Origin of the sequence: Lentibacillus kimchii (assembly GCF_042666895.1) — a bacterium.
In the GTDB taxonomy this organism is placed as follows: Bacteria; Bacillota; Bacilli; order Bacillales; family Amphibacillaceae; genus Lentibacillus; species Lentibacillus kimchii.
Map to the genome: position 1 here is coordinate 123,702 of NZ_JBHTGR010000001.1, position 19,904 is coordinate 143,605.

The 19,904-nt window shown below is 44.9% G+C and carries 19 protein-coding genes; 16 read left to right on the top strand and 3 right to left on the bottom strand.

Annotated features, from left to right (window positions below):
* Window positions 1-5: 5 nt before the first annotated feature.
* From ACFQU8_RS00665 to spoVM, 6 genes are read left to right on the top strand one after another with little or no spacing between them, the layout of a single operon-like run.
* Window positions 6-761 (top strand): Stp1/IreP family PP2C-type Ser/Thr phosphatase, encoded by a 756-nt coding sequence (locus tag ACFQU8_RS00665; protein ID WP_382357223.1) that lies wholly within the window; start codon window positions 6-8, stop codon window positions 759-761.
* The gene (gene pknB / locus ACFQU8_RS00670) at window positions 761-2,773 is read left to right on the top strand and encodes a Stk1 family PASTA domain-containing Ser/Thr kinase (protein ID WP_382357224.1); all 2,013 of its coding nucleotides are present in this window, start codon (window positions 761-763) and stop codon (window positions 2,771-2,773) included. Before ACFQU8_RS00665 ends, pknB begins: the two co-directional genes overlap by 1 nt.
* Window positions 2,774-3,655 carry a ribosome small subunit-dependent GTPase A gene (gene rsgA / locus ACFQU8_RS00675; protein ID WP_382357225.1) on the top strand — a complete coding sequence of 294 codons (882 nt, stop codon included), beginning with the start codon at window positions 2,774-2,776 and terminating at the stop codon, window positions 3,653-3,655. It begins immediately after the preceding gene.
* Between the two features lie 3 nt (window positions 3,656-3,658).
* Window positions 3,659-4,321: a ribulose-phosphate 3-epimerase gene (gene rpe / locus ACFQU8_RS00680; RefSeq protein ID WP_382357226.1), complete on the top strand. Its 663-nt coding sequence runs from the start codon at window positions 3,659-3,661 to the stop codon at window positions 4,319-4,321.
* Between the two features lie 4 nt (window positions 4,322-4,325).
* Window positions 4,326-4,967 carry a thiamine diphosphokinase gene (locus ACFQU8_RS00685; RefSeq protein ID WP_382357227.1) on the top strand — a complete coding sequence of 214 codons (642 nt, stop codon included), beginning with the start codon at window positions 4,326-4,328 and terminating at the stop codon, window positions 4,965-4,967.
* 56 nt (window positions 4,968-5,023) lie between these two features.
* Window positions 5,024-5,107: a stage V sporulation protein SpoVM gene (spoVM, locus tag ACFQU8_RS00690; RefSeq protein ID WP_382357365.1), complete on the top strand. Its 84-nt coding sequence runs from the start codon at window positions 5,024-5,026 to the stop codon at window positions 5,105-5,107.
* Between the two features lie 106 nt (window positions 5,108-5,213).
* Here the strand turns inward: spoVM and rpmB are convergent, their stop codons facing one another.
* Window positions 5,214-5,402, bottom strand: coding sequence for a 50S ribosomal protein L28 (rpmB, locus tag ACFQU8_RS00695; RefSeq protein WP_382357228.1), 189 nt, complete (start codon window positions 5,400-5,402; stop codon window positions 5,214-5,216).
* 247 nt (window positions 5,403-5,649) lie between these two features.
* Here rpmB and ACFQU8_RS00700 point away from each other — a divergent pair, with 247 nt between their 5' ends.
* Window positions 5,650-6,012: an Asp23/Gls24 family envelope stress response protein gene (locus ACFQU8_RS00700; RefSeq protein ID WP_382357229.1), complete on the top strand. Its 363-nt coding sequence runs from the start codon at window positions 5,650-5,652 to the stop codon at window positions 6,010-6,012.
* A 54-nt stretch (window positions 6,013-6,066) separates the two neighbouring features.
* Entirely contained in the window at window positions 6,067-7,731 is a 1,665-nt protein-coding gene (locus ACFQU8_RS00705) for a DAK2 domain-containing protein (RefSeq protein ID WP_382357230.1), read from the top strand.
* Between the two features lie 72 nt (window positions 7,732-7,803).
* Here ACFQU8_RS00705 and ACFQU8_RS00710 read toward each other — a convergent pair whose 3' ends face one another.
* A complete protein-coding gene (locus ACFQU8_RS00710) occupies window positions 7,804-9,087 on the bottom strand; it encodes an NCS2 family permease (protein WP_382357231.1) in 1,284 nt (427 codons plus the stop codon).
* A 229-nt stretch (window positions 9,088-9,316) separates the two neighbouring features.
* On the opposite strand from ACFQU8_RS00710, the gene recG reads away from it, so the two are divergent.
* The 7 genes from recG (at window position 9,317) to rnc (ending at window position 15,887) form a co-directional block, all read left to right on the top strand.
* The gene (gene recG / locus ACFQU8_RS00715) at window positions 9,317-11,350 is read left to right on the top strand and encodes an ATP-dependent DNA helicase RecG (RefSeq protein WP_382357232.1); all 2,034 of its coding nucleotides are present in this window, start codon (window positions 9,317-9,319) and stop codon (window positions 11,348-11,350) included.
* A gap of 183 nt (window positions 11,351-11,533) precedes the next feature.
* A complete protein-coding gene (gene fapR / locus ACFQU8_RS00720) occupies window positions 11,534-12,127 on the top strand; it encodes a transcription factor FapR (RefSeq protein ID WP_382357233.1) in 594 nt (197 codons plus the stop codon).
* Window positions 12,111-13,112 carry a phosphate acyltransferase PlsX gene (plsX, locus tag ACFQU8_RS00725; protein ID WP_382357234.1) on the top strand — a complete coding sequence of 334 codons (1,002 nt, stop codon included), beginning with the start codon at window positions 12,111-12,113 and terminating at the stop codon, window positions 13,110-13,112. Before fapR ends, plsX begins: the two co-directional genes overlap by 17 nt.
* 2 nt (window positions 13,113-13,114) lie before the next feature.
* A complete protein-coding gene (gene fabD / locus ACFQU8_RS00730; RefSeq protein WP_382357235.1) occupies window positions 13,115-14,056 on the top strand; it encodes an ACP S-malonyltransferase in 942 nt (313 codons plus the stop codon).
* On the top strand, window positions 14,056-14,796 hold the full coding sequence (gene fabG / locus ACFQU8_RS00735) for a 3-oxoacyl-[acyl-carrier-protein] reductase (RefSeq protein WP_382357236.1): 741 nt from the start codon (window positions 14,056-14,058) through the stop codon (window positions 14,794-14,796). The genes fabD and fabG overlap by 1 nt, the downstream gene beginning before the upstream one ends.
* Before the next feature lie 55 nt (window positions 14,797-14,851).
* On the top strand, window positions 14,852-15,091 hold the full coding sequence (gene acpP / locus ACFQU8_RS00740) for an acyl carrier protein (protein WP_382357237.1): 240 nt from the start codon (window positions 14,852-14,854) through the stop codon (window positions 15,089-15,091).
* A 109-nt stretch (window positions 15,092-15,200) separates the two neighbouring features.
* Window positions 15,201-15,887, top strand: a complete 687-nt coding sequence (gene rnc / locus ACFQU8_RS00745; RefSeq protein ID WP_382357238.1) for a ribonuclease III — start codon at window positions 15,201-15,203, stop codon at window positions 15,885-15,887.
* Between the two features lie 76 nt (window positions 15,888-15,963).
* Here rnc and ACFQU8_RS00750 read toward each other — a convergent pair whose 3' ends face one another.
* On the bottom strand, window positions 15,964-16,188 hold the full coding sequence (locus tag ACFQU8_RS00750; RefSeq protein ID WP_382357239.1) for a DUF1128 domain-containing protein: 225 nt from the start codon (window positions 16,186-16,188) through the stop codon (window positions 15,964-15,966).
* A 149-nt stretch (window positions 16,189-16,337) separates the two neighbouring features.
* Between ACFQU8_RS00750 and smc the strand changes: the two genes are divergently transcribed.
* Window positions 16,338-19,904 carry a chromosome segregation protein SMC gene (gene smc / locus ACFQU8_RS00755; protein WP_382357240.1) on the top strand — a complete coding sequence of 1,189 codons (3,567 nt, stop codon included), beginning with the start codon at window positions 16,338-16,340 and terminating at the stop codon, window positions 19,902-19,904.

Below are 19,904 nucleotides of genomic sequence, written 5' to 3' on the forward strand. Positions count from 1 at the left end.
AAAAAATGAAGGAATATTTCCAGACAGACAAAGGCCAAATCAGGGATCATAATGAAGATGATGGCGGTGTGTTTTATAATGAGGCCGGTCAGATGCTTGCGGTCATTGCCGATGGGATGGGCGGTCACCAGGCAGGTGATGTAGCCAGTCGGATGGCAACGCTTTTCATACGGGATAAGTGGGAACCTTTGACTGGCTTAAACTCCGCCGAAGAAACCGAGACATGGTTAACCAATATACTTCAGGAAACGAATCGTGCGATACATGAAGAAGCTCTGGAACATGAGGCATATGCCGGTATGGGTACAACCGTGGTTGCGGCTGTCTGCACAAATCAATTTATGACTGTTTCGCATATTGGTGATAGCCGGTGCTATCTGCACAGCGAACAGGGCCTGAAGCAGCTGACAGAGGATCATTCTCTGGTTAATGAACTGGTGCGATCCGGTCGAATCAGTCCGGAAGAAGCTGAACAGCATCCCCGTAAAAATGTTCTGCTGAAGGCAGTGGGAACAGAAGGCGTTGCCGTGCCTGATGTTCAGACAATCGAATGGACGTCTGGCAATCAGCTTCTGCTGTGTACTGATGGACTGACGGATAAATTAACAGATAACGAAATTGAGACGTTTATGCAAAAAGAACAGGAACCTGACATAATCGGGAATGACATGATTAAACGAGCCAATGAACAGGGCGGTGAGGACAATATTTCGCTTCTTATCATCCGCCATGACGACCGTGTGCAAGCAGGTGATGCGTAATGCTTATTGGTCACCTGCTGAATGAGCGCTATAAGGTCGTGGAGGCCATTGGCGGCGGTGGTATGGCGGATGTTTATCTGGCAGAAGACCTTATTCTTGACCGCCAAGTGGCTATAAAAGTATTGCGTATGGATTATGCTGACGATGAGGAGTTTATTGCTCGCTTTGACCGGGAAGCGCAAGCCGCAGCAAGCTTGTCTCATCCCAATATTGTTAACATTTACGATGTCGGTGAAGATGAGCAAATTTTATTTATGGCGATGGAGTACGTTGATGGATTGACGCTTAAGGAGTATATTCAGAAGCATGCACCACTCGATGCGGCAGAGGCGCTGGCAATTATGAAACAAATTGCTTCCGCGATTGCGCATGCCCATGCCAACGATATTATTCATCGGGATATCAAACCGCAGAATATTTTGCTTGATACATATGGCAATGTTAAAGTGACTGACTTTGGCATTGCAATGGCTTTGAGTGCGACAGCATTAACTCAGACCAATTCTGTGATGGGATCCGTCCATTATTTATCACCTGAGCAGGCTCGCGGTGGTGCTGCCACTAAAAAATCGGATATTTATTCACTCGGCATTGTTTTGTTTGAGTTATTAACAGGACGTCTCCCTTTTTCAGGACAGTCACCTGTCTCGATCGCTTTAATGCATTTACAGTATGATACACCCTCGGTTAAACGATTTAACCAGAATGCACCTCAAAGTGTTGAAAATAGTGTTTTAAAAGCTACAGCGAAGGATCCATTTCACCGTTATGATTCAGTTGATGATATGGAGCGTGATCTGGATACAGCACTCAACCCTGACAGGCGCGACGAGGAAAAATTTATGCCGCCAGCCGAGGAAGGCGATGAAACAAAAGCAATTCCTATCATAACGGATGACGCTATGCAGTCGAATGCGTATGAAGATACAACGGTTAATTCGTCAAATGAGGATACGAAACCCCATTCTGATAACAAAACAGAGCAAACGGATAAGGGATCTGGCGGCGAGGAAAAAGTCGCCAAAAAGCGCCGGCGAAAAAAATGGCCGATCCTATTTAGCATTCTGGCTCTTGTATTAGCGGCCGGGGCTGCCACGTTCTTTTTACTGCCTGGAAATGTTGATATTCCTGACGTAAGCGGTATGAACTATGAAGAAGCATTGACTGAATTGCGTGATTCGAACCTGGATACAAAACGCGAGATGGACTATTCAGAGGAGATAGATGAAGGCCAGGTCATTGAAACAGATCCGGAGGCCGGAAGTACGGTGAATGAAGATACGCTGGTGACGATGATGGTTAGTCAGGGAAAAGAAACCGTGACCATGTCTGATTATACCGGAGATGATTATGACCAGGTTAAACGCATCTTGAAAAATAAAGGCTTTGACAATATAACAGCTAAAGAGGATTACTCGGATGAGCATGGGCCAGGGAAAATCGTTTCCCAAGTACATCCTTCGCCTGAAACTGATGTCATTCCAGAAGAAACGGAAGTCATTTTTGATGTTAGTAAGGGTTCGGCCCCGATCCATTTAAATAACGTAGCCGGCATGACTAAACAAAAAGCAGCCGATACATTAGAAGACCAAGGTTTAGATGTTGTCATTAAAGAGGAAGCATCGGACAATATATCAGAAGGTAACGTCATCAATCAGGATCCAGAAGCAGGAACGAAAATGAAAGCAGGCGATACGGTGAAAGTTACCATATCCAACGGGCCTGAAGAAAAGCCGCCTGTTAATCATGAGGTGACACTTAATGTTCCGTATAGTCCAGATGAGGAAATGAAAAATCAGGATGAGAAGCCTGAACAAACCGTGTCCGTTTATATAGGGGATAGCAACCATTCCATAGATGAAACGTATGAGACGTACACGATCACCGATGACAAAGAGCTTAAGATCCCCTTAACGATTGCGCCCGGCAGTGTTGGAGAATACAAGGTAATGCGTGATGATCAGGTTGTAATCGATAAGTCAGTTTCGTATAAAGAAGTGGCAGGTGACTAGATGGCTGAAGGAAGAATTATTAAAGCAATCAGCGGTTTCTATTATGTACAATCGTCTGGTAATGTGTATCAGTGTCGCGGGAGAGGGATCTTCCGTAAACAAAAGATCACACCGTTTGTCGGTGATTTTGTTGAATTCGAGGCACCGAAGCCTGATGAAGGCTACATCCTGGCGATTAACCCGAGGCAAAATAAGCTAATCCGTCCGCCAGTTGCCAATATTGATCAGGTTATCCTTGTCAGTTCAGCTGATATGCCTGAGTTTAAACCACTTTTATTGGATCGTTTTCTTGTGTCGATTGAAGCGAAAAAAATGAAACCAGTTATTTTCCTGACGAAACAGGATCTCATTGGGGAAATTGCTCAAAGAAACCTGCTTGACTATCAAACAGTGTACGAACAAATCGGGTATTTCGTGGAATTAATATCTGGTGAGGAGCAGGAAATTTCAGACAGGCTAAGATCTTACTTAACGGAGCGTGTATCCGTTATGGCCGGGCAATCAGGCGTTGGCAAATCATCGCTGTTGAACAGTCTGAATCCTTCACTGCAGCTTGCAACAGGCGATATATCGATGAGTTTGGGCAGAGGAAAACATATAACCCGGCACGTTGAACTTGTTGAAGCGGGTGGAGGTCTTGTGGCTGATACGCCAGGTTTTAGCACACTTGATTTTGCTGATATTGAGGCAGATGAACTGCGGGACTGCTTTCCGGAAATACGCCACCGGCAGGGGGAGTGCAAGTTTCGCAGCTGTCTGCATAATCATGAGCCACAATGTGCTGTCAAGAAGGCCGTGGAAAATGGTGATATAGCCTCCAGCCGATATGAACACTATTTGCGCTTTTTAGAGGAAATTTATTCACGAAAGCCGAGGTATTAATCTATGACGAAAATTGCACCGTCTATTTTATCAGCTGATTTCGCGCAGCTCTCGAAGGAAATACGGGATGTTGAAGAAGGTGGGGCTGATTATATCCATGTTGATGTCATGGATGGTCATTTTGTCCCGAATATTACGATCGGACCGCTCATTGTTGATGCGATCAGGCCGCATACCAGCCTGCCGCTTGATGTCCATTTAATGATTGAAAATCCGGATCAGTACATTCCAGCTTTTGCTGAGGCCGGGGCATCCATCATAACGGTTCATCAGGAAGTCATCCCTCATTTGCACCGGACCATTCAGCTTATAAAGGATAGTGGAGCAAAAGCCGGTGTTGTCATTAATCCGGCAACGCCTGTTGAAATGGTCCGGGATATTCTGAACGATGTTGATCTTGTCTTGCTGATGACGGTGAATCCAGGCTTCGGAGGCCAATCGTTTATCCCGCAGGTTGTACATAAAATTGAACAGATTGATGCATGGCGGAAGGCCAATCAGCTAAATCTGGAAATTGAGGCTGACGGCGGGATTAATCGTGACACAATTAGACAATGTACCGATGCTGGGGCAGATGTCCTGGTGGCAGGAAGCGCTATTTTTAAACAGGCTGACCGCAAACAGGCTATAAGCAATCTGCTTCAGGCTTCTGAAAGAGGCGATTAACATCGTGTCACACATTGCGATTATGGGAAACGGTCCAGTGGAGCTGATTCCTGATCTTTCAGACTGCGAACCAGATGTGTGGATCGGAGCTGATCGCGGCGCACTGGTATTGCTGGAAAAAGGGATCACGCCGGATTATGCAGTCGGTGATTTTGATTCAATGAGTTTTGACGAGCAGGCCAAGGTTGAGAGGGGTGCGGATGTTTTTGAGAAGTATCCTGTTGAAAAGGAAGAGACGGACCTGGATATTGCCCTCAATAAAGCGTATGATCTGCATGCCGAAACCATTTCTTTATTTGGGGTAACGGGTGGGCGGCTTGATCACGCCTTAATCAATATGCAATTACTGTATCCGATGAAAAGCAGAAACGTATCAGGTGCTATCATTGATCAGCAAAATCAGCTTGAGTTAGCCATGCCCGGTGAACACGAAATTCGCTATGACATGGACTACCCGACGATTTCCTTTATACCATTTACCCAGCAGGTAAAAGGCCTGACGCTTCATGGCTTTTACTACGGGCTTGCGGATAAGACGCTTCTTTGGGGGTCAACCCGCTGTATTTCTAACAGGCTGATTTCAAATTCAGGTACTTTTTCATTTGATGAAGGCATACTATTAATAATAAAGAGTTGTGATGGTTAGACATCCTGATTTTTTGTATTGAAAGTTTGTTTGGATACAGAGGAGGCTGAGAACTTATGAAATTTTATACAATTAAGCTCCCACGATTTATAGGCGGGTTTGTCCGAGTGGTTGCAGATGTATTTAAAAGGGGTAAATAAAGGCAGGGTTTAATAAGCTTTTGTCATAATATGGCAGAAGCTTTTTTCTCATATAAAAAAGCATCCTATACGGATGCTTCCTATATGAGAATATAAAATCACTTAATTAAACGCGTTGTACTTTACCAGACTTCAGGGCGCGTGCAGATACATAAACCCGTTTTGGTTTGCCGTCTACCATAATGCGCACTTTCTGGACATTCGATTTAAATTTGCGTTTATTAGCATTCATTGCGTGGGACCGATTGTTCCCTGTATGGGTGCGGCGACCGGTTACAGCACATTTTCTAGACATGTTTATACCTCCTGTTCACTTGTTTCCTAAACTGCTCTCCTAATTTATCATACTTGGCTTATTGATGCAATTACTGCTGCTGCTTAATCAAGAAAAATCACTTGACAGACTTATGAAAATGATTCATTGTTATAAGAGGTTATTTTGCAATTCAGTCGCGGTATGCTTTTATTCAATGTATAGGTATAGTAAAATATGCTATAATTCGTATTCAATTTACATTTGCTGGTTCTGAGGAGGTTAACAAATGTCCATCGAGATGAATACAAATGATGGCCAGGTCACGGTCACCAATGATGTCATGTCGACGATTGCCGGTGGTGCAGCTGTGGAATGCTACGGCATTGTCGGGATGGCATCGAAAAGTCAAATAAGAGATGGTATTGCTGAAGTGCTCAGAAAAGAGAACTTTTCAAAAGGTGTGATTGTCAGACAAGAAGACGATCATCTGCATATTGATATGTTTATTATTGTCAGTTATGGAACCAAAATATCGGAAGTGGCACATAATGTTCAATCACAGGTGAAATACACACTCAGTAAATCATTGGGTCTGGAGATTGATTCGGTAAACATCTATATTCAAGGTGTCCGGGTGGCCAGGGAATAATCGTGTCTCCGGACAGCATTCAGGTCTATTGCAGTTATGAGGGAGGAACGTATTGTGACGCAGGAATCCTTAGATGGCGCAATTTTCACTCAAATGGTACAGGCAAGTGCCCGCCATTTGAAAAATAACGCCGATAAGATAGATGCTTTAAATGTGTTTCCGGTGCCTGATGGAGATACCGGTACCAATATGAACTTATCCATTACATCTGGTGCGGATGAAGTCAAAAAATTGGGGAGCGGGGATATTGCCGAAGTGGCTGACGCGTTTTCCAAAGGGCTTCTGATGGGAGCGCGCGGGAATTCGGGTGTGATTTTATCCCAATTGTTCCGCGGATTTGCCAAGGGGCTGGATAATCAGCAGCTTCTGACTTCAGAAGGATTGGCCAACGCATTGGATAGTGGTGTGAAAGCGGCCTATAAAGCTGTCATGAAACCTGTCGAAGGGACCATTTTGACGGTTGCTAAAGATGCAGCTGAAACAGCAGTTGTTGAATCAGAAACGGAAAAAGATATTACTGTCTTAATGGAGTGCGTTGTACAAGAAGCAAAAGCTTCCCTGAAGCGCACGCCAGAGTTGCTTCCTGTTCTTAAAGAAGCTGGTGTCGTTGACTCAGGCGGCCAGGGCCTGGTGACGATCTACGAAGGTTTTCTGGCAGCTCTTAATGGTGATGACGTACCAGAACAGAATGCCGATGATGTTAATATGGATGCCATAATTAATGCTGAGCATCACAAAATTGCGCAGGATATAATAAATACAGCGGACATTGAATATGGGTATTGCACTGAGTTTATGGTGCAATTTGATGCGGACAAGCTGAAAGAGCAGCCATTTAACGAGGAAGCTTTTCGGCAGGAGCTGAGCAAATATGGTGATTCGCTCTTGGTTGTTTCAGATGATGAACTTGCTAAAATACATATTCATGTTGAATATCCGGGCGAGGTTATGACGATAGGCCAGCGCTATGGTTCGTTAACACATATAAAGATCGATAATATGCGTGAACAGCATACGTCGATTGTCGGTGAGCAATTTAAACAGGAGCAGTCCGGGGAAAAGACTGCTTATGGGATTGTGACGGTAGCAACAGGATCCGGAATTAAAGAGTTGTTTGAAAGCCTTGGGGCAACAGTTGTGATCGAAGGCGGTCAGACGATGAATCCCAGCACTCAGGATATTGCTGAAGCGATCGATCGAGCAAATGCGCGAAATGTGCTTGTTTTGCCGAATAATAAAAATATCGTTATGGCGGCAGAACAAGCGGCTGAACTGGCAGAGGCTGCGACATCCGTTGTTCCGACAAAGACTATTCCCCAGGGGATCAGTGGTCTTCTAGCTTTTCATCCTGAGATGGCAATTGGCGATAATCACGACGCCATGGAAACTGCCAGTCGTGAAGTCAAAACGGGTCAGGTTACATACGCTGTCCGTGATACCCAGATTGACGGCATGACGATCGAAAAAGGTCATTTCATGGGAATTGCGGATGGCACTATCAAAGTGTCGAGTCCGGATAAGCAGCAGGTGGCTGAAGCACTGCTGGCAAACATGATAACGGACACCGATGACATTCTCACGATCTTACAGGGTGAGGATGCCAGCAGTGATGACGTTCAGGCAATTGCGCACTATGTGGAACAAAATTTTGATGAACTGGAAATCGAGACGCATAACGGTCAACAGCCCGTTTATTCGTTTATCTTTGCACTGGAATAACGGCTAAAAAAGACCTTCCCAGCTGTAAAATGCCCTTAATATAGGGTGCATTTTACTGCGGGGGAGGTCTTTTTAGATACCCGCTATTTTAATGACAAAATAGAATAGAAATAAAGCGGAAATAATAAGCAGACTGCCTGATAAGCTGCTTCGCTTACCAACCGCTGTTTTCACAATCGGGTAAGTGATAAAGCCAAATGCCATCCCGTCCGCAATGCTGTATGTGAACGGGATCATGACAGCAATAAATAATACAGGCAGCGCTTCTGATAAATCATGCAGCGGTATATTCCGAAGATTTTGCGCCATTAGTACGCCCACGATAATCAGGACGGGGCTGATGGCGGTGTCAGGTATCATCGTGATCCACGGAATCATAAAAAGTGTTGCGAGAAACAGCAAGCCTGTTATCACCGCTGTTTTTCCTGTCTTTCCGCCGGAAGCAATCACCGCGGCGTTCTCTGCTGTCGACACAGTCGGCGATGTGCCAAAGAACGCACACATTAGTGACGAAAAGGCTGTTACCTGAAAAGCCCGATTGTAGCTGTTCTGTCGGTTAAGCATATGGAGCTGGCCGTGCAAAATCCCCATGTTTTCAAAAATAAGGACAATTGTCAGCGGAAAAACAGACAGCCAAAAATCAGGCTCGTTCAGTGCGGAAAATGACGGGAAAAATAACAGCTCATTCATATGAATGTCAACGGATTGCTGTGCTGTGTTCATCACACCTGCTATGTAAGCGATGATTGTGCCGGCGATAATGGTTACCAGAAAATTCGCTGGTATATTTTTCATGAATAAAAAAACCGCGATAAATAAGGTTAAAAGCCCAACAATCACTTCCGGTGAAGAAAAGTCGCCGATGGTAATGATCGTCTCTTTGCCGCTTACAATAAGCCCGCTTTTTTCCAGACCAATCAGTATCAGAAAAAAACCAATCCCGACCGTAATCGCATGTTTTAAAGATTCGGGAATCGTCTCTTTTAAAATAGCACCCAGAGGTGTCAGAGCGACAAAGATAAATAACACTGAAGCAACTAGAATAACTGCCAGCCCTTCATGAAAGGAAAGGCTCGTGCTTTCTACGATAGAAAAGACAAACAGAGCATTAATACCCATACCTGGAATCAGGATGAGTGGGAGTTTAGCAAACAGCCCCATTAGGATACACCCAGCAAAGCTAGCCAAAATCGTAGCAATCATTCCGCTTTCCAGTGTCAATCCTGCTTCGCTCAGCATGGCCCCATTGACCATGACAATGTAGACTGTTGTAAAATAGCCGATCAGCCCGGCGGTCAGTTCCGAGCGCCATTTTCCTTTCTGATCCTGTGATAACGAATTGTTTTGCTTAGACATCTATATCCTCTACTGTTACGAGCCCTCTCCCACCCGATCGCACATTTAATAAATGCACCATCCACCGTGAATATTATAAGCGTTTTTGTTATAATTAGCAAAGAAGGTACATATATACAGCGTGCTGAGAATTATGGAACATCGCTGGATCTTTATATGCCAGTATGAGCTGATCCAGCGAACACAGTGAATAATACGTATGAATGCCCGTTTGAAAAGAGTGAGGAATATGCTAAGTGATCCCGTAACAGTTCTAAAGGGTGTCGGAGAAAAAGCATCTGCTGATCTTGGCGAAATAGGTATCAGCACCGTGGAAGATTTGCTGTTTTATTTTCCCTACCGCTATGATGTCACCGAAATTAAACCGCTCAGCGAACTCATTCATGATGATAAAGTGACCATTGAGGGCAAGGTTATTTACCCGCCTTCCGTTCAATTTTATGGCCCGAAAAAATCCCGTCTGTCATTTAATGTCGACGTGGAAGGGGTGGCAGTGAAAGCGGTCATGTTCAATCGTTCATTTGCCAAAAACCAATTGAATTCGGGTGACACGGTGACGTTAACTGGCAAATGGGATGCCCACCGGCTGCAGATAACTGTCAGTCATTACAAAAAAGGGCCGGCTGACCAGCAAAATACGATTCAGCCAGTATATTCCCTGAAAGGCAATTTAACGAATGGTGTGCTCAAAAAAGCTATCAGCAGCGCACTCACATCTGATCAGCAAACCATTACGGAATTGCTGCCAGTCCGTTACCTGGAAGGCTATAAGCTGCCTGATCGGCCTCAAGCTGTTGCCACGATGCATTTCCCTGAAAGCCGTGTAGACTTGAAGCATGCCCGCAGGCGATTCACTTATGAAGAATTTTTATTGTTTCAGCTTAAGATGCAACTGCTCCGTAAGCTGAAACGGGAATCGAGTTCAGGGAACGCGCAGCATTTCGAGCAGGCCACCCTGAAACAGTTTATCAGTCAGTTCCCGTTTTCGTTTACTGATGCCCAGAATAAAGCATTAAAGCAAATTTTAGCTGATATGAAATCGCCCTACTGCATGAACCGGCTGCTGCAGGGTGACGTCGGTTCAGGCAAAACAGCTGTCGCTGAAGTATGTCTTTATGCTTCCATTACTGCTGGTAAACAGGGGGCATTGCTCGTTCCAACAGAAATATTAGCCGAACAGCACTTTCAATCGCTCCAGGAAACATTTGACGACAAGGCTTCTGTTGCCTTGTTAACTGGATCTGTAAAGGGAAAAAAGAGACAGGAAATACTTACTGGAATAGCACGTCAGGAAATAGACATTGTGGTTGGCACACATGCTTTGATTCAGGATGATGTTACCTTTTATGATCTGGGTTTTGCAATTGTGGATGAGCAACACCGTTTCGGAGTCCGGCAGCGCCGTGCCTTACGGGAAAAGGCGCTGAATCCGGATGTCTTATTTATGACTGCTACACCAATACCGCGGACGCTTGCGATAACAGCATTTGGAGATATGGATGTCTCCGTTATTGATGAAATGCCTTCAGGCCGAAAGACGATTGAAACATACTGGGCTAAAGAAAACACGCTGGACCGTGTTCTCACGTTTATTGGAAAGCGTGCTGAGCAGGGTGAACAGGCCTATGTCGTCTGTCCGCTGATTGAGGAATCAGACAAGCTGGACATTCAAAATGCGGTTGATTTGTATCAGCAGCTGGCGACATTTTATTCGGGGGCGCTGACAGTCGGGCTGCTGCATGGACGGCTTTCGCCCGACGAAAAAGACAGCATTATGAAGCAATTTGCCGCTGGTAATGTGGACGTTCTTGTTTCAACAACGGTTGTGGAAGTTGGTGTTAATGTCACTGCCGCAACCACTATGGTGATTTATGATGCTGAACGATTTGGCCTTTCCCAGCTCCATCAGCTCAGGGGACGTGTAGGCCGCGGTGATAAGCAAAGTTACTGCATTCTGCTTGCAGATCCAAAAGGCGAAACTGGGAGAGAGCGGATGCGGATTATGACAGAAACAAATAACGGTTTTGAGTTATCGGAGCGGGATTTAAAACTGCGCGGCCCCGGTGATTTTTTTGGAAAAAAACAAAGCGGCCTTCCGGCGTTTAAAGTAGCCGATATGATCCATGACTATCGGGCACTGGAAACGGCGCGCAAGGACGCAGAAGAAATTATTGAAAATGGCATGCTTGAGCATGATCCGGAATGCCGGCAATTGCAGCAGTATTTGGAACAAGAAGCTGTGTTTCAGGAAAAATTAGATTAAAGATTCTGGTCATTTAACCGATAATAGTAGCGATGACTTGCATAGATATAAGCGGTATTATATATTACTATTAGTACCAAGTCATAGGATGCCATGTATTCGAGCAATCATTAACAGGAAAAGCATGGTGGCGCCACTTGACTGGACAACTATCTGGTTTTTCCTATTTGGACGGTGCTGTAAATGAAAATCAGTAAGATAGAACGACAGCGATTGTTAAAAGAAACCATTGAAGCAACCCCATTTATAACGGATGAGGATTTGGCGGAAAAGTTTGCTGTAAGCATACAGACTATCAGACTTGACCGGATGGGGCTTGCGATTCCTGAACTTCGCGAGCGAATTAAATCTGTCGCTGCGGATGAGTGGAATGAAACGGTGAAAGCTTTACCGTTGAATGAAGTCATTGGCGAAATTATTGACCTTGAGTTAGATAACCGTGCCATTTCTATTTTGGATATTAAAGAGGAACACGCCTTTTCCCGCAATAAAATCGCGCGTGGTCATCATTTGTTTGCCCAAGCCAATTCATTGGCCGTTGCTGTCATTAATGATGAACTGGCACTAACAGCTAAGTCAGAAATTAAGTTCACCAGACAGGTGAAAACAGGTGAACGGGTTGTTGCAAAGGCCTTTGTTGATGATTTGGCTGATAAAGGTTTAACAACCATACAGGTGAACAGTTTTGTGGATAGTGAAAAAGTGTTCACCGGTTTATTTCATATGTATCGTACCAGCGATACAGAAGGGGATATTGGATATGAGGATAACCATTGACGCTATGGGAGGCGACAACGCACCCGAAGCCGTTGTGAAAGGTGCGGAAAAGGCAGTAGCTGCTACAGATAATCTGCAGATAACGCTTTTCGGCGATGAAGAAAAAATCAAGCCGTATTTGTCAGATTCCCGGCAAATCGACATAGTTCATACAGATGAGGTTATTACGGCTGATGATGAGCCAGTACGGGCTGTGAAGAACAAAAAAAATGCCCCGCTTGTGCTGATGGCAAAGGAAGTCAAAGAAAACCGGGCTGATGCATGCATTTCGGCGGGGAATACTGGTGCCCTGATGAGATCCGGTTTATTTGTTGTGGGACGAATCCGCGGCATTGACCGTCCGGCTTTAAGTCCAACACTTCCGACTAATGACGGGAAAGGCTTCTTGCTTTTGGATGTTGGTGCAAATGTTGATGCTAAGCCGCATAATCTTGTACAATATGCCATTATGGGCTCGGTCTATACAGAGAAAGTTCGAGCTGTTTCAAATCCAGCCGTTGGGCTCTTGAATATAGGTACAGAGGACGGAAAAGGCAACGATTTGACACGCAAGGCTTTTAACCAGCTGCAGAATGCTCCCATAAATTTTATCGGGAATGTGGAAGCCCGTGATCTTTTATCCGGTGTCGCTGATGTAGTTGTCACGGATGGCTTCAGCGGCAATATTGCGCTGAAAACGATTGAAGGAACGGCTATGACCGTGTTGTCACTCTTGAAGCAGACATTCAAGTCATCGCTTAAGACTAAACTGGCAGCAAGTATGGTTCAAAATGATTTAAAAGGCCTTAAAAGTCAAATGGATTATTCAGAATATGGTGGAGCGGGCTTGTTTGGTCTTGCCTCACCTGTTATTAAAGCACACGGATCATCGGACAGCCGTGCCTTTTTTAACGCGATTCAACAGGCTGTCAATATGGTGGAAAACAATGTGTCTGATACAATTAAAACGACCGTTGAATCGATTGAATGGGATAAGGGGGAATAGACATGAAACGTGTTGCACTTTTATTTCCAGGACAGGGCTCCCAGACGGTGGGCATGGGAAAACAGCTATATGATGCCTATCCAGCCGTACAGGAACTTTTTCAAGAAGCTGATAAACTCCTGGGCAAAAAGTTAACTGATCTGATGTTTGAAGGGCCTGCTGAAGAATTGACTGACACAGAGAACGCCCAGCCAGCCCTGCTCTTATCAGGGATAGCTGTTTACCGTACTCTGATAGATCACAATGTTCAGCCGGTTATTGCTGCTGGACACAGTCTGGGAGAATACAGCGCACTTGTTGCAGCTGGAGCCATGTCACTTGAAGAAGCACTGCCGCTTGTTGCCGCACGAGGGAAGCTGATGGAAGAGGCCTTTCCAAAAGGACAAGGCTCCATGGCTGCCGTTCTGGGCATGTCGCAGGAAGCAATTGAGGCGGCATTGAATCAGCTGGACTCTGACAAGACAGTTGATCTGGCTAATTTAAACTGCCCGGGTCAGATTGTCATCTCCGGATCTAAAGAAGGCATTGAGGAAGCTGAGCCGCTGCTGAAGGAAAATGGTGCTAAACGGATCAAGCCGCTGAATGTAAGCGGGCCATTTCATTCCAGGCTGATGAAATCGGCTAACGACCAATTTGCTAAAGAATTGGAAAAGGTTGATTTTCATGATGCCAGTATACCGGTTTATGCCAATGTGACGGCGAAACCTGTCACAGAAAAGGATACCGTAAAAGATTTGCTGCTCAGGCAGATGTACTCACCGGTCCGTTTTGAGGAATCGGTTCGTCATATGCTTGACGAAGGAATCGATGCTTTTGTTGAAGCCGGGACCGGAAAAGTCTTGAGCGGCTTAGTCCGGAAAATTGACCGTCAGGCGAAAACATTTGCCGTTCAGGATCCGGACTCATTGGAGCAGTTCTTAACATGGTACAGGGAGGAATCCTGATGCTGAATGGAAAAAGTGCCCTCGTAACAGGTGCTTCGCGCGGTATTGGCCGGGAAATCGCTCTGGAACTGGCACGGCAAGGGGCGAATGTAGCGATTAATTATTCAGGCAGCGAAGACCGTGCACAATCAGTGGTTGAAGAGGTTGAGGCATTAGGTGTAAAATCGTGTAAGATTCAGGCTGATGTGGCTTCTGAACAAGAAACTAAAGCCATGGTGAAGGAAGTCGTTAATGCATTTGGAAGTCTGGATATCCTGGTAAACAATGCCGGCATTAACCGGGATAATTTGTTAATGCGCATGAAGGAAGACGAATTTGATCAGGTTATTAATACGAATTTGAAAGGTGTCTTTCAGTGCACGAAAGCCGTATCACGCCAGATGATGAAACAAAAAGCCGGACGGATCGTTAATGTCTCCTCGGTTGTTGGCGTGAGCGGTAATGCCGGACAAGCCAATTATACAGCCGCTAAAGCGGGTGTCATCGGCTTGACGAAAACGACTGCTAAGGAATTTGCTTCCCGCAATATCCGTGTTAATGCGGTTGCACCTGGCTTCATTTCAACGGAGATGACAGATGCCTTGACGGACGAACAAAAAGATGGGATGCTGTCGCTGATACCGCTGGAAAAACTGGGAGAACCGGAAGACGTGGCACGTACGGTTCGTTTTTTGGCATCTGATGACGCGAACTATATTACGGGTCAGACCATCCATATTGATGGCGGCATGGTAATGTAACATTAGCAGTCGAGCCCGTATGAATTTTTATTAATTGAAAGGAGGTGAACAAACCGTGGCAGACGATGTATTTGCTAAAGTAAAAAATATTATTGTTGATAAATTGGAAGTTGAAGAATCACAAGTGACGATGGAAGCATCTTTTAAAGAGGATCTAGAAGCTGATTCACTTGATGTGGTTGAACTTGTTATGGAACTTGAAGATGAATTTGACATTGAAATCGCTGACGAAGAAGCTGAAAAGATCAATACAGTTGGTGCGGCTGTCGAATACATAAACAGCAGCCAATCATAACGATAGCATTCAAATGAAGTCCCGCACGATGCGGGACTTCTGTTATTTACAACCTTGTACATCTTCAGTACAATGATGCTAACCTTCATACTAAGTGGTGAGAATCGAAATGAATCTGTTACAATTGGAAAAACAGCTGGGTATAACGTTTAACGATCAAGAACTGCTGCGACAAGCCTTCACACATTCATCTTATGTGAATGAGCATCGGAAGGAAGCCATATCGGATAATGAACGTCTGGAATTTCTGGGCGATGCTGTCCTGGAATTGGGTGTTTCCCAATATCTATACAGACAAAAAGACCAATTGCCTGAAGGGGATTTGACGAAATGGCGCGCTTCGATTGTGTGTGAAGCGTCCCTGTTTGAGTTCTCCAGGAACCTCCATTTTGGTGATTATCTTCTGCTCGGGCGGGGCGAAGAACAGTCAGGGGGCCGTGAGCGAGAAGCCATATTGGCAGACGTGTTTGAGGCCTTTCTTGGTGCCCTGTATTTAGACCAGGGTTATGACGCGGTTATCACGTTTTTGGAACACTATGTTTATCCGAAAATAAACACCGGTGCTTTTTCACATGCGATGGATTATAAGAGCAAGCTGCAGGAAGAAATTCAGCAGGAAGGAAATCACAGTATTGCGTATGTCATTGCTGATGAGAAAGGCCCGTCCCACGATAAGGAATTTGTGGCTCAGGTATTAATTGATAATGCCGTCTCAGGTGAGGGAGCAGGTCACACCAAAAAAGAGGCCGAACAGCGTGCTGCTAAAGACACACTGGACACATCAGACAGCAGATGATGATGCATAAAGGCTGTATGCTTATACTCTGAGCACCAGCCTTTTATTATGGTTTAACCAGAATGCTTGTTAAAAATTACGCTTTCCTGACCGCCCGAAGTTCCGTAATGAATGCTTGTGTCTCAGAAGGGCTTAGAGAGCCTTTTTGTTTCACCATATCATACATAAACTTAATATCCTCATATTTATCCAGATCATAGTCATCGGCTTCCATTAATTCACGATTGACGACGTCTAATTGATCAGCCAGTTCATTCAGAATATGCTTCAAATTTTCCCGCGTCGGATTTTCCAGGTTCATGTGAACACTCCTTTAAAGGGCTTTGCATTGCTTATAGTGTCAGCTGTGCCTTCTATTGTCCTTTTCTATATGATAAAATAAACACGTTAAAATGCCAACCCAAGAACGCGAAATGCTGCACAAACGTAAGCGAAACTAGGAGAATAGCTATGTATTTGAAACGATTGGAAAGTGTGGGCTTTAAATCATTTGCAGAACGGATCAGCGTTGATTTTGTTCCTGGTATGACCTCTGTGGTTGGCCCAAATGGAAGCGGAAAGAGTAATATAACCGAAGCGATTAGATGGGTGCTGGGGGAGCAGTCAGCCCGGTCCTTACGAGGGACCACAATGGAAGATGTTATTTTTCAGGGCAGTGATACAAGGCGGGCTCTTAATGTTGCTGAAGTAACACTTGTCTTGGACAATAGTGATAAAACATTGCCGCTTGATTATGAAGAAGTGAGTGTTACCAGACGCGTCTATCGTTCTGGGGAGAGTGAGTTTTATCTTAATAAGCAATCCTGTCGTTTAAAAGATATTGTTGATTTATTTATAGATTCCGGGCTTGGTCGTGAATCCTTTTCAATCATCAGTCAGGGAAGGGTTGAAGAGATACTCAGCTCGAAAGCTGACGAACGGCGCGCTATTTTTGAAGAGGCTGCCGGTGTTTTAAAGTACAAGCAGCGTAAGAAAAAAGCGGAATATAAATTAGCCGAAACGCAGGAAAATCTGTATCGTGTGGAAGATATTATTCAGGAAATTGACCAACAGATCGGACCACTGAAAGAACAGGCGGAAACAGCCCGGAAATACTTAGATAAACAAGAACAATTGAAGCAGCAGGAAATTTCCCTGCTCGTAACAGAAATTGAACAGCTCCATGGTGAGTGGCAGGGTCTTTTGGATGAATTGAAAAAAGAAAAAGATGACGAATTGAAACAGAATACGGCTATTCAGACAAAAGAGGCTGAACTTGAACAGGAGCGGCAGGAACTCCAGAAACTCGATGAAACAATCGAACAGTATCAGGCGGATTTGTTAACTGCAACGGAAAACCTGGAGCAATATGAAGGAAAAAAGCAAGTATTCGATGAACGGACAAAGCACTTAAGTGAAAACCTTGATAAGCTCACCGCACAAAAACAAGAAGCATCTGAGCAGGTTGACAAACTCGAATATGAATACAAACAGGAAAATGAAAAATTCGCCTCGCTAAAACAAACACGCGACGATACAAAACAGCGGGTAACGCAACTGGAGTCAAAACTGTCGATTGACAGGGAAAATATCAGCGGACAAATTGAGGAACTGAAAGCAGATTATATCGAGAACTTAAATGAGCAGGCTGCCAAACGCAATGAAAAACAATCAATCCAGGAACAACTGAACCAGGTTGATGGGAAGAAAAAGAAACAAGCGGAGACATTTGCAGACTTGCTGGCAGACCGGGAAGATTTTAGCGCGAAATTGGAAAAGCTGCGAGCGGATTATTCTGAACAGGAAAAAACATGTCAGGCCCTATCGGAATCATTGCAGCAGGAGAAAAACCAGCTGGCACAGAAACGTCAAGCTTTTCAGGAAGCGCAGTCGAAACTGAACCAGGGTTATCAGCATATTGAAAAGCTGAAGTCCAAACAGGAAATGCTTACAGACATGAAGGAAGACTTTCAAGGCTTTTTCAACGGTGTTAAAGCTGTTCTCCAAGCACGCGAGGATGGGAAACTATCCGGTGTCCAGGGTGCCATGATTGAGCTGATTGACATTCCCAAAACCTATATCACAGCGATTGAAACCGTCTTGGGGTCACAAGCCCAGCATGTCGTTGTCAGCGATGACCAGACAGCGCGCCGTTCCATTGAATGGCTGAAAGAAACAAATAGCGGCCGGGCAACTTTCTTGCCGCTCAATTCCATCAAGGAACGCTTTGTATCACGTGAGATGCTTGCGAATGCAGAAAATCAGTCCGGTTTCATTGGGGTAGCCAGCGATCTTGTAACTGTCTCATCAGCATTTCAGAAAGCGGTCAGCCACTTAATGGGCCATGTGCTGGTCGCCAGGACGCTAAAAGATGCCAATGAACTGGCTGGTGCTGTTAAGCGGAAACACCGGGTTGTGACATTGGAAGGGGATGTTGTTAACCCAGGAGGTTCCATGTCCGGCGGTGCCCAGAAGAAATCAAAACAATCGTTATTCACGAGAGAAAAAGACCTGCAGGACGTGACCGAAAAACTTCAGGATTATCAGCAAAGAACACAGGAATTTCAACAGCAGGTTGATCAGCAAAAGCAGGAGATAAGTCAGCTGGAAGAAGCCATTACGGCAAAAGAAAGTCAGCTGAACCAAGAGCAGGAAAACTTGCAGGCACGTCATGCGGCATTTAAAGAAGCAGAGATGAAGCTTGCTTCACTGAACGATAATTTAGAGCGTTATGATCAGGATAATCAGCAGTTTGAGCAAGATACGAACGATCTGAAAGCCCGTGACGAACAGCTCGCACAAGAACTTGCCGCGATTTCCGGCAAGCTGGAAGAAACCCAGCAGAAGATAGATAAGCTGTCGGAAGAGGAGTCAGCTTATCAGGAGAATCTGGAGCAATTAAAGGATGACTACCAAAAGGCGCAAGTCACGCTTGCTGAACAGGAAGAACGTTTAAAAAACCAGCGTAACAAGACAAACGACGTGCAATCACAGTTAAATGACGCCAGGGAGCAGTACGAACGTTATAAAAAAGATTTGGATGACCTGCAGACGGCTGAGAAATCGAAAGAGACTGAGGACGATATCGACGCAGCGATTTCTGAAGCGAAGGCGCATAAAGAAACAATCACTGAAACAATTCAAACCATGCGTTCGGATCGTTCTCAGCGCACGCAGCGTTTGCAGGAGCAGGACCGCGAACTTAAAGAGGAAACGAAGCAGCATCAGGCGTTTAAAGAGTTGATTCAGGAAAAAGATGTTAAGGCTAATCGTCTTGACGTTGAACTGGAAAACCGTCTGTCTAAGCTGCAGAATGATTATACGATGACGTTTGAAAAGGCCAGACAGTCCTATGATAAAACAGACAATATCGAAGAAACACAAAATATGGTCGCATCTATTCAGCAGGCGATTGACCAGCTGGGGACGGTTAATTTAGGCGCCATTGATGAATATGATCGCATATCTGAACGCTATGACTTTTTATCCGGTCAGCAAAGTGATCTTGTAGAGGCTAAACAGACACTGCATACTGTCATTGCGGAAATGGATGCGGAAATGGAAAAACGTTTTAGTGACACGTTCGGACAAATCAAAACGGAATTCACTACTGTTTTCAAACAATTATTTGGCGGTGGAAAGGCAGAATTACAGCTGAGTGATCCTCAAAATTTGCTTGATACCGGGGTCGAGATTATTGCGCAGCCGCCTGGGAAAAAACTGCAGCATCTTGGACTGCTTTCCGGTGGTGAACGAGCGTTAACTGCGATTGCTTTATTGTTTGCTATATTGCGTGTTCGTCCCGTGCCATTTTGTGTATTGGACGAGGTGGAAGCGGCTCTTGACGAAGCGAATGTTGTCCGCTTTGCCAAATATTTAAAAACATATAGTCAGGATACGCAATTTATTATCATTACGCATCGTAAAGGAACAATGGAACAATCGGATGTCTTATATGGCGTCACAATGCAGGAATCAGGGGTGTCACGTCTCGTTTCCGTCAGGCTGGAAGAGACAGAAGAGCTTATCAATGCGTAG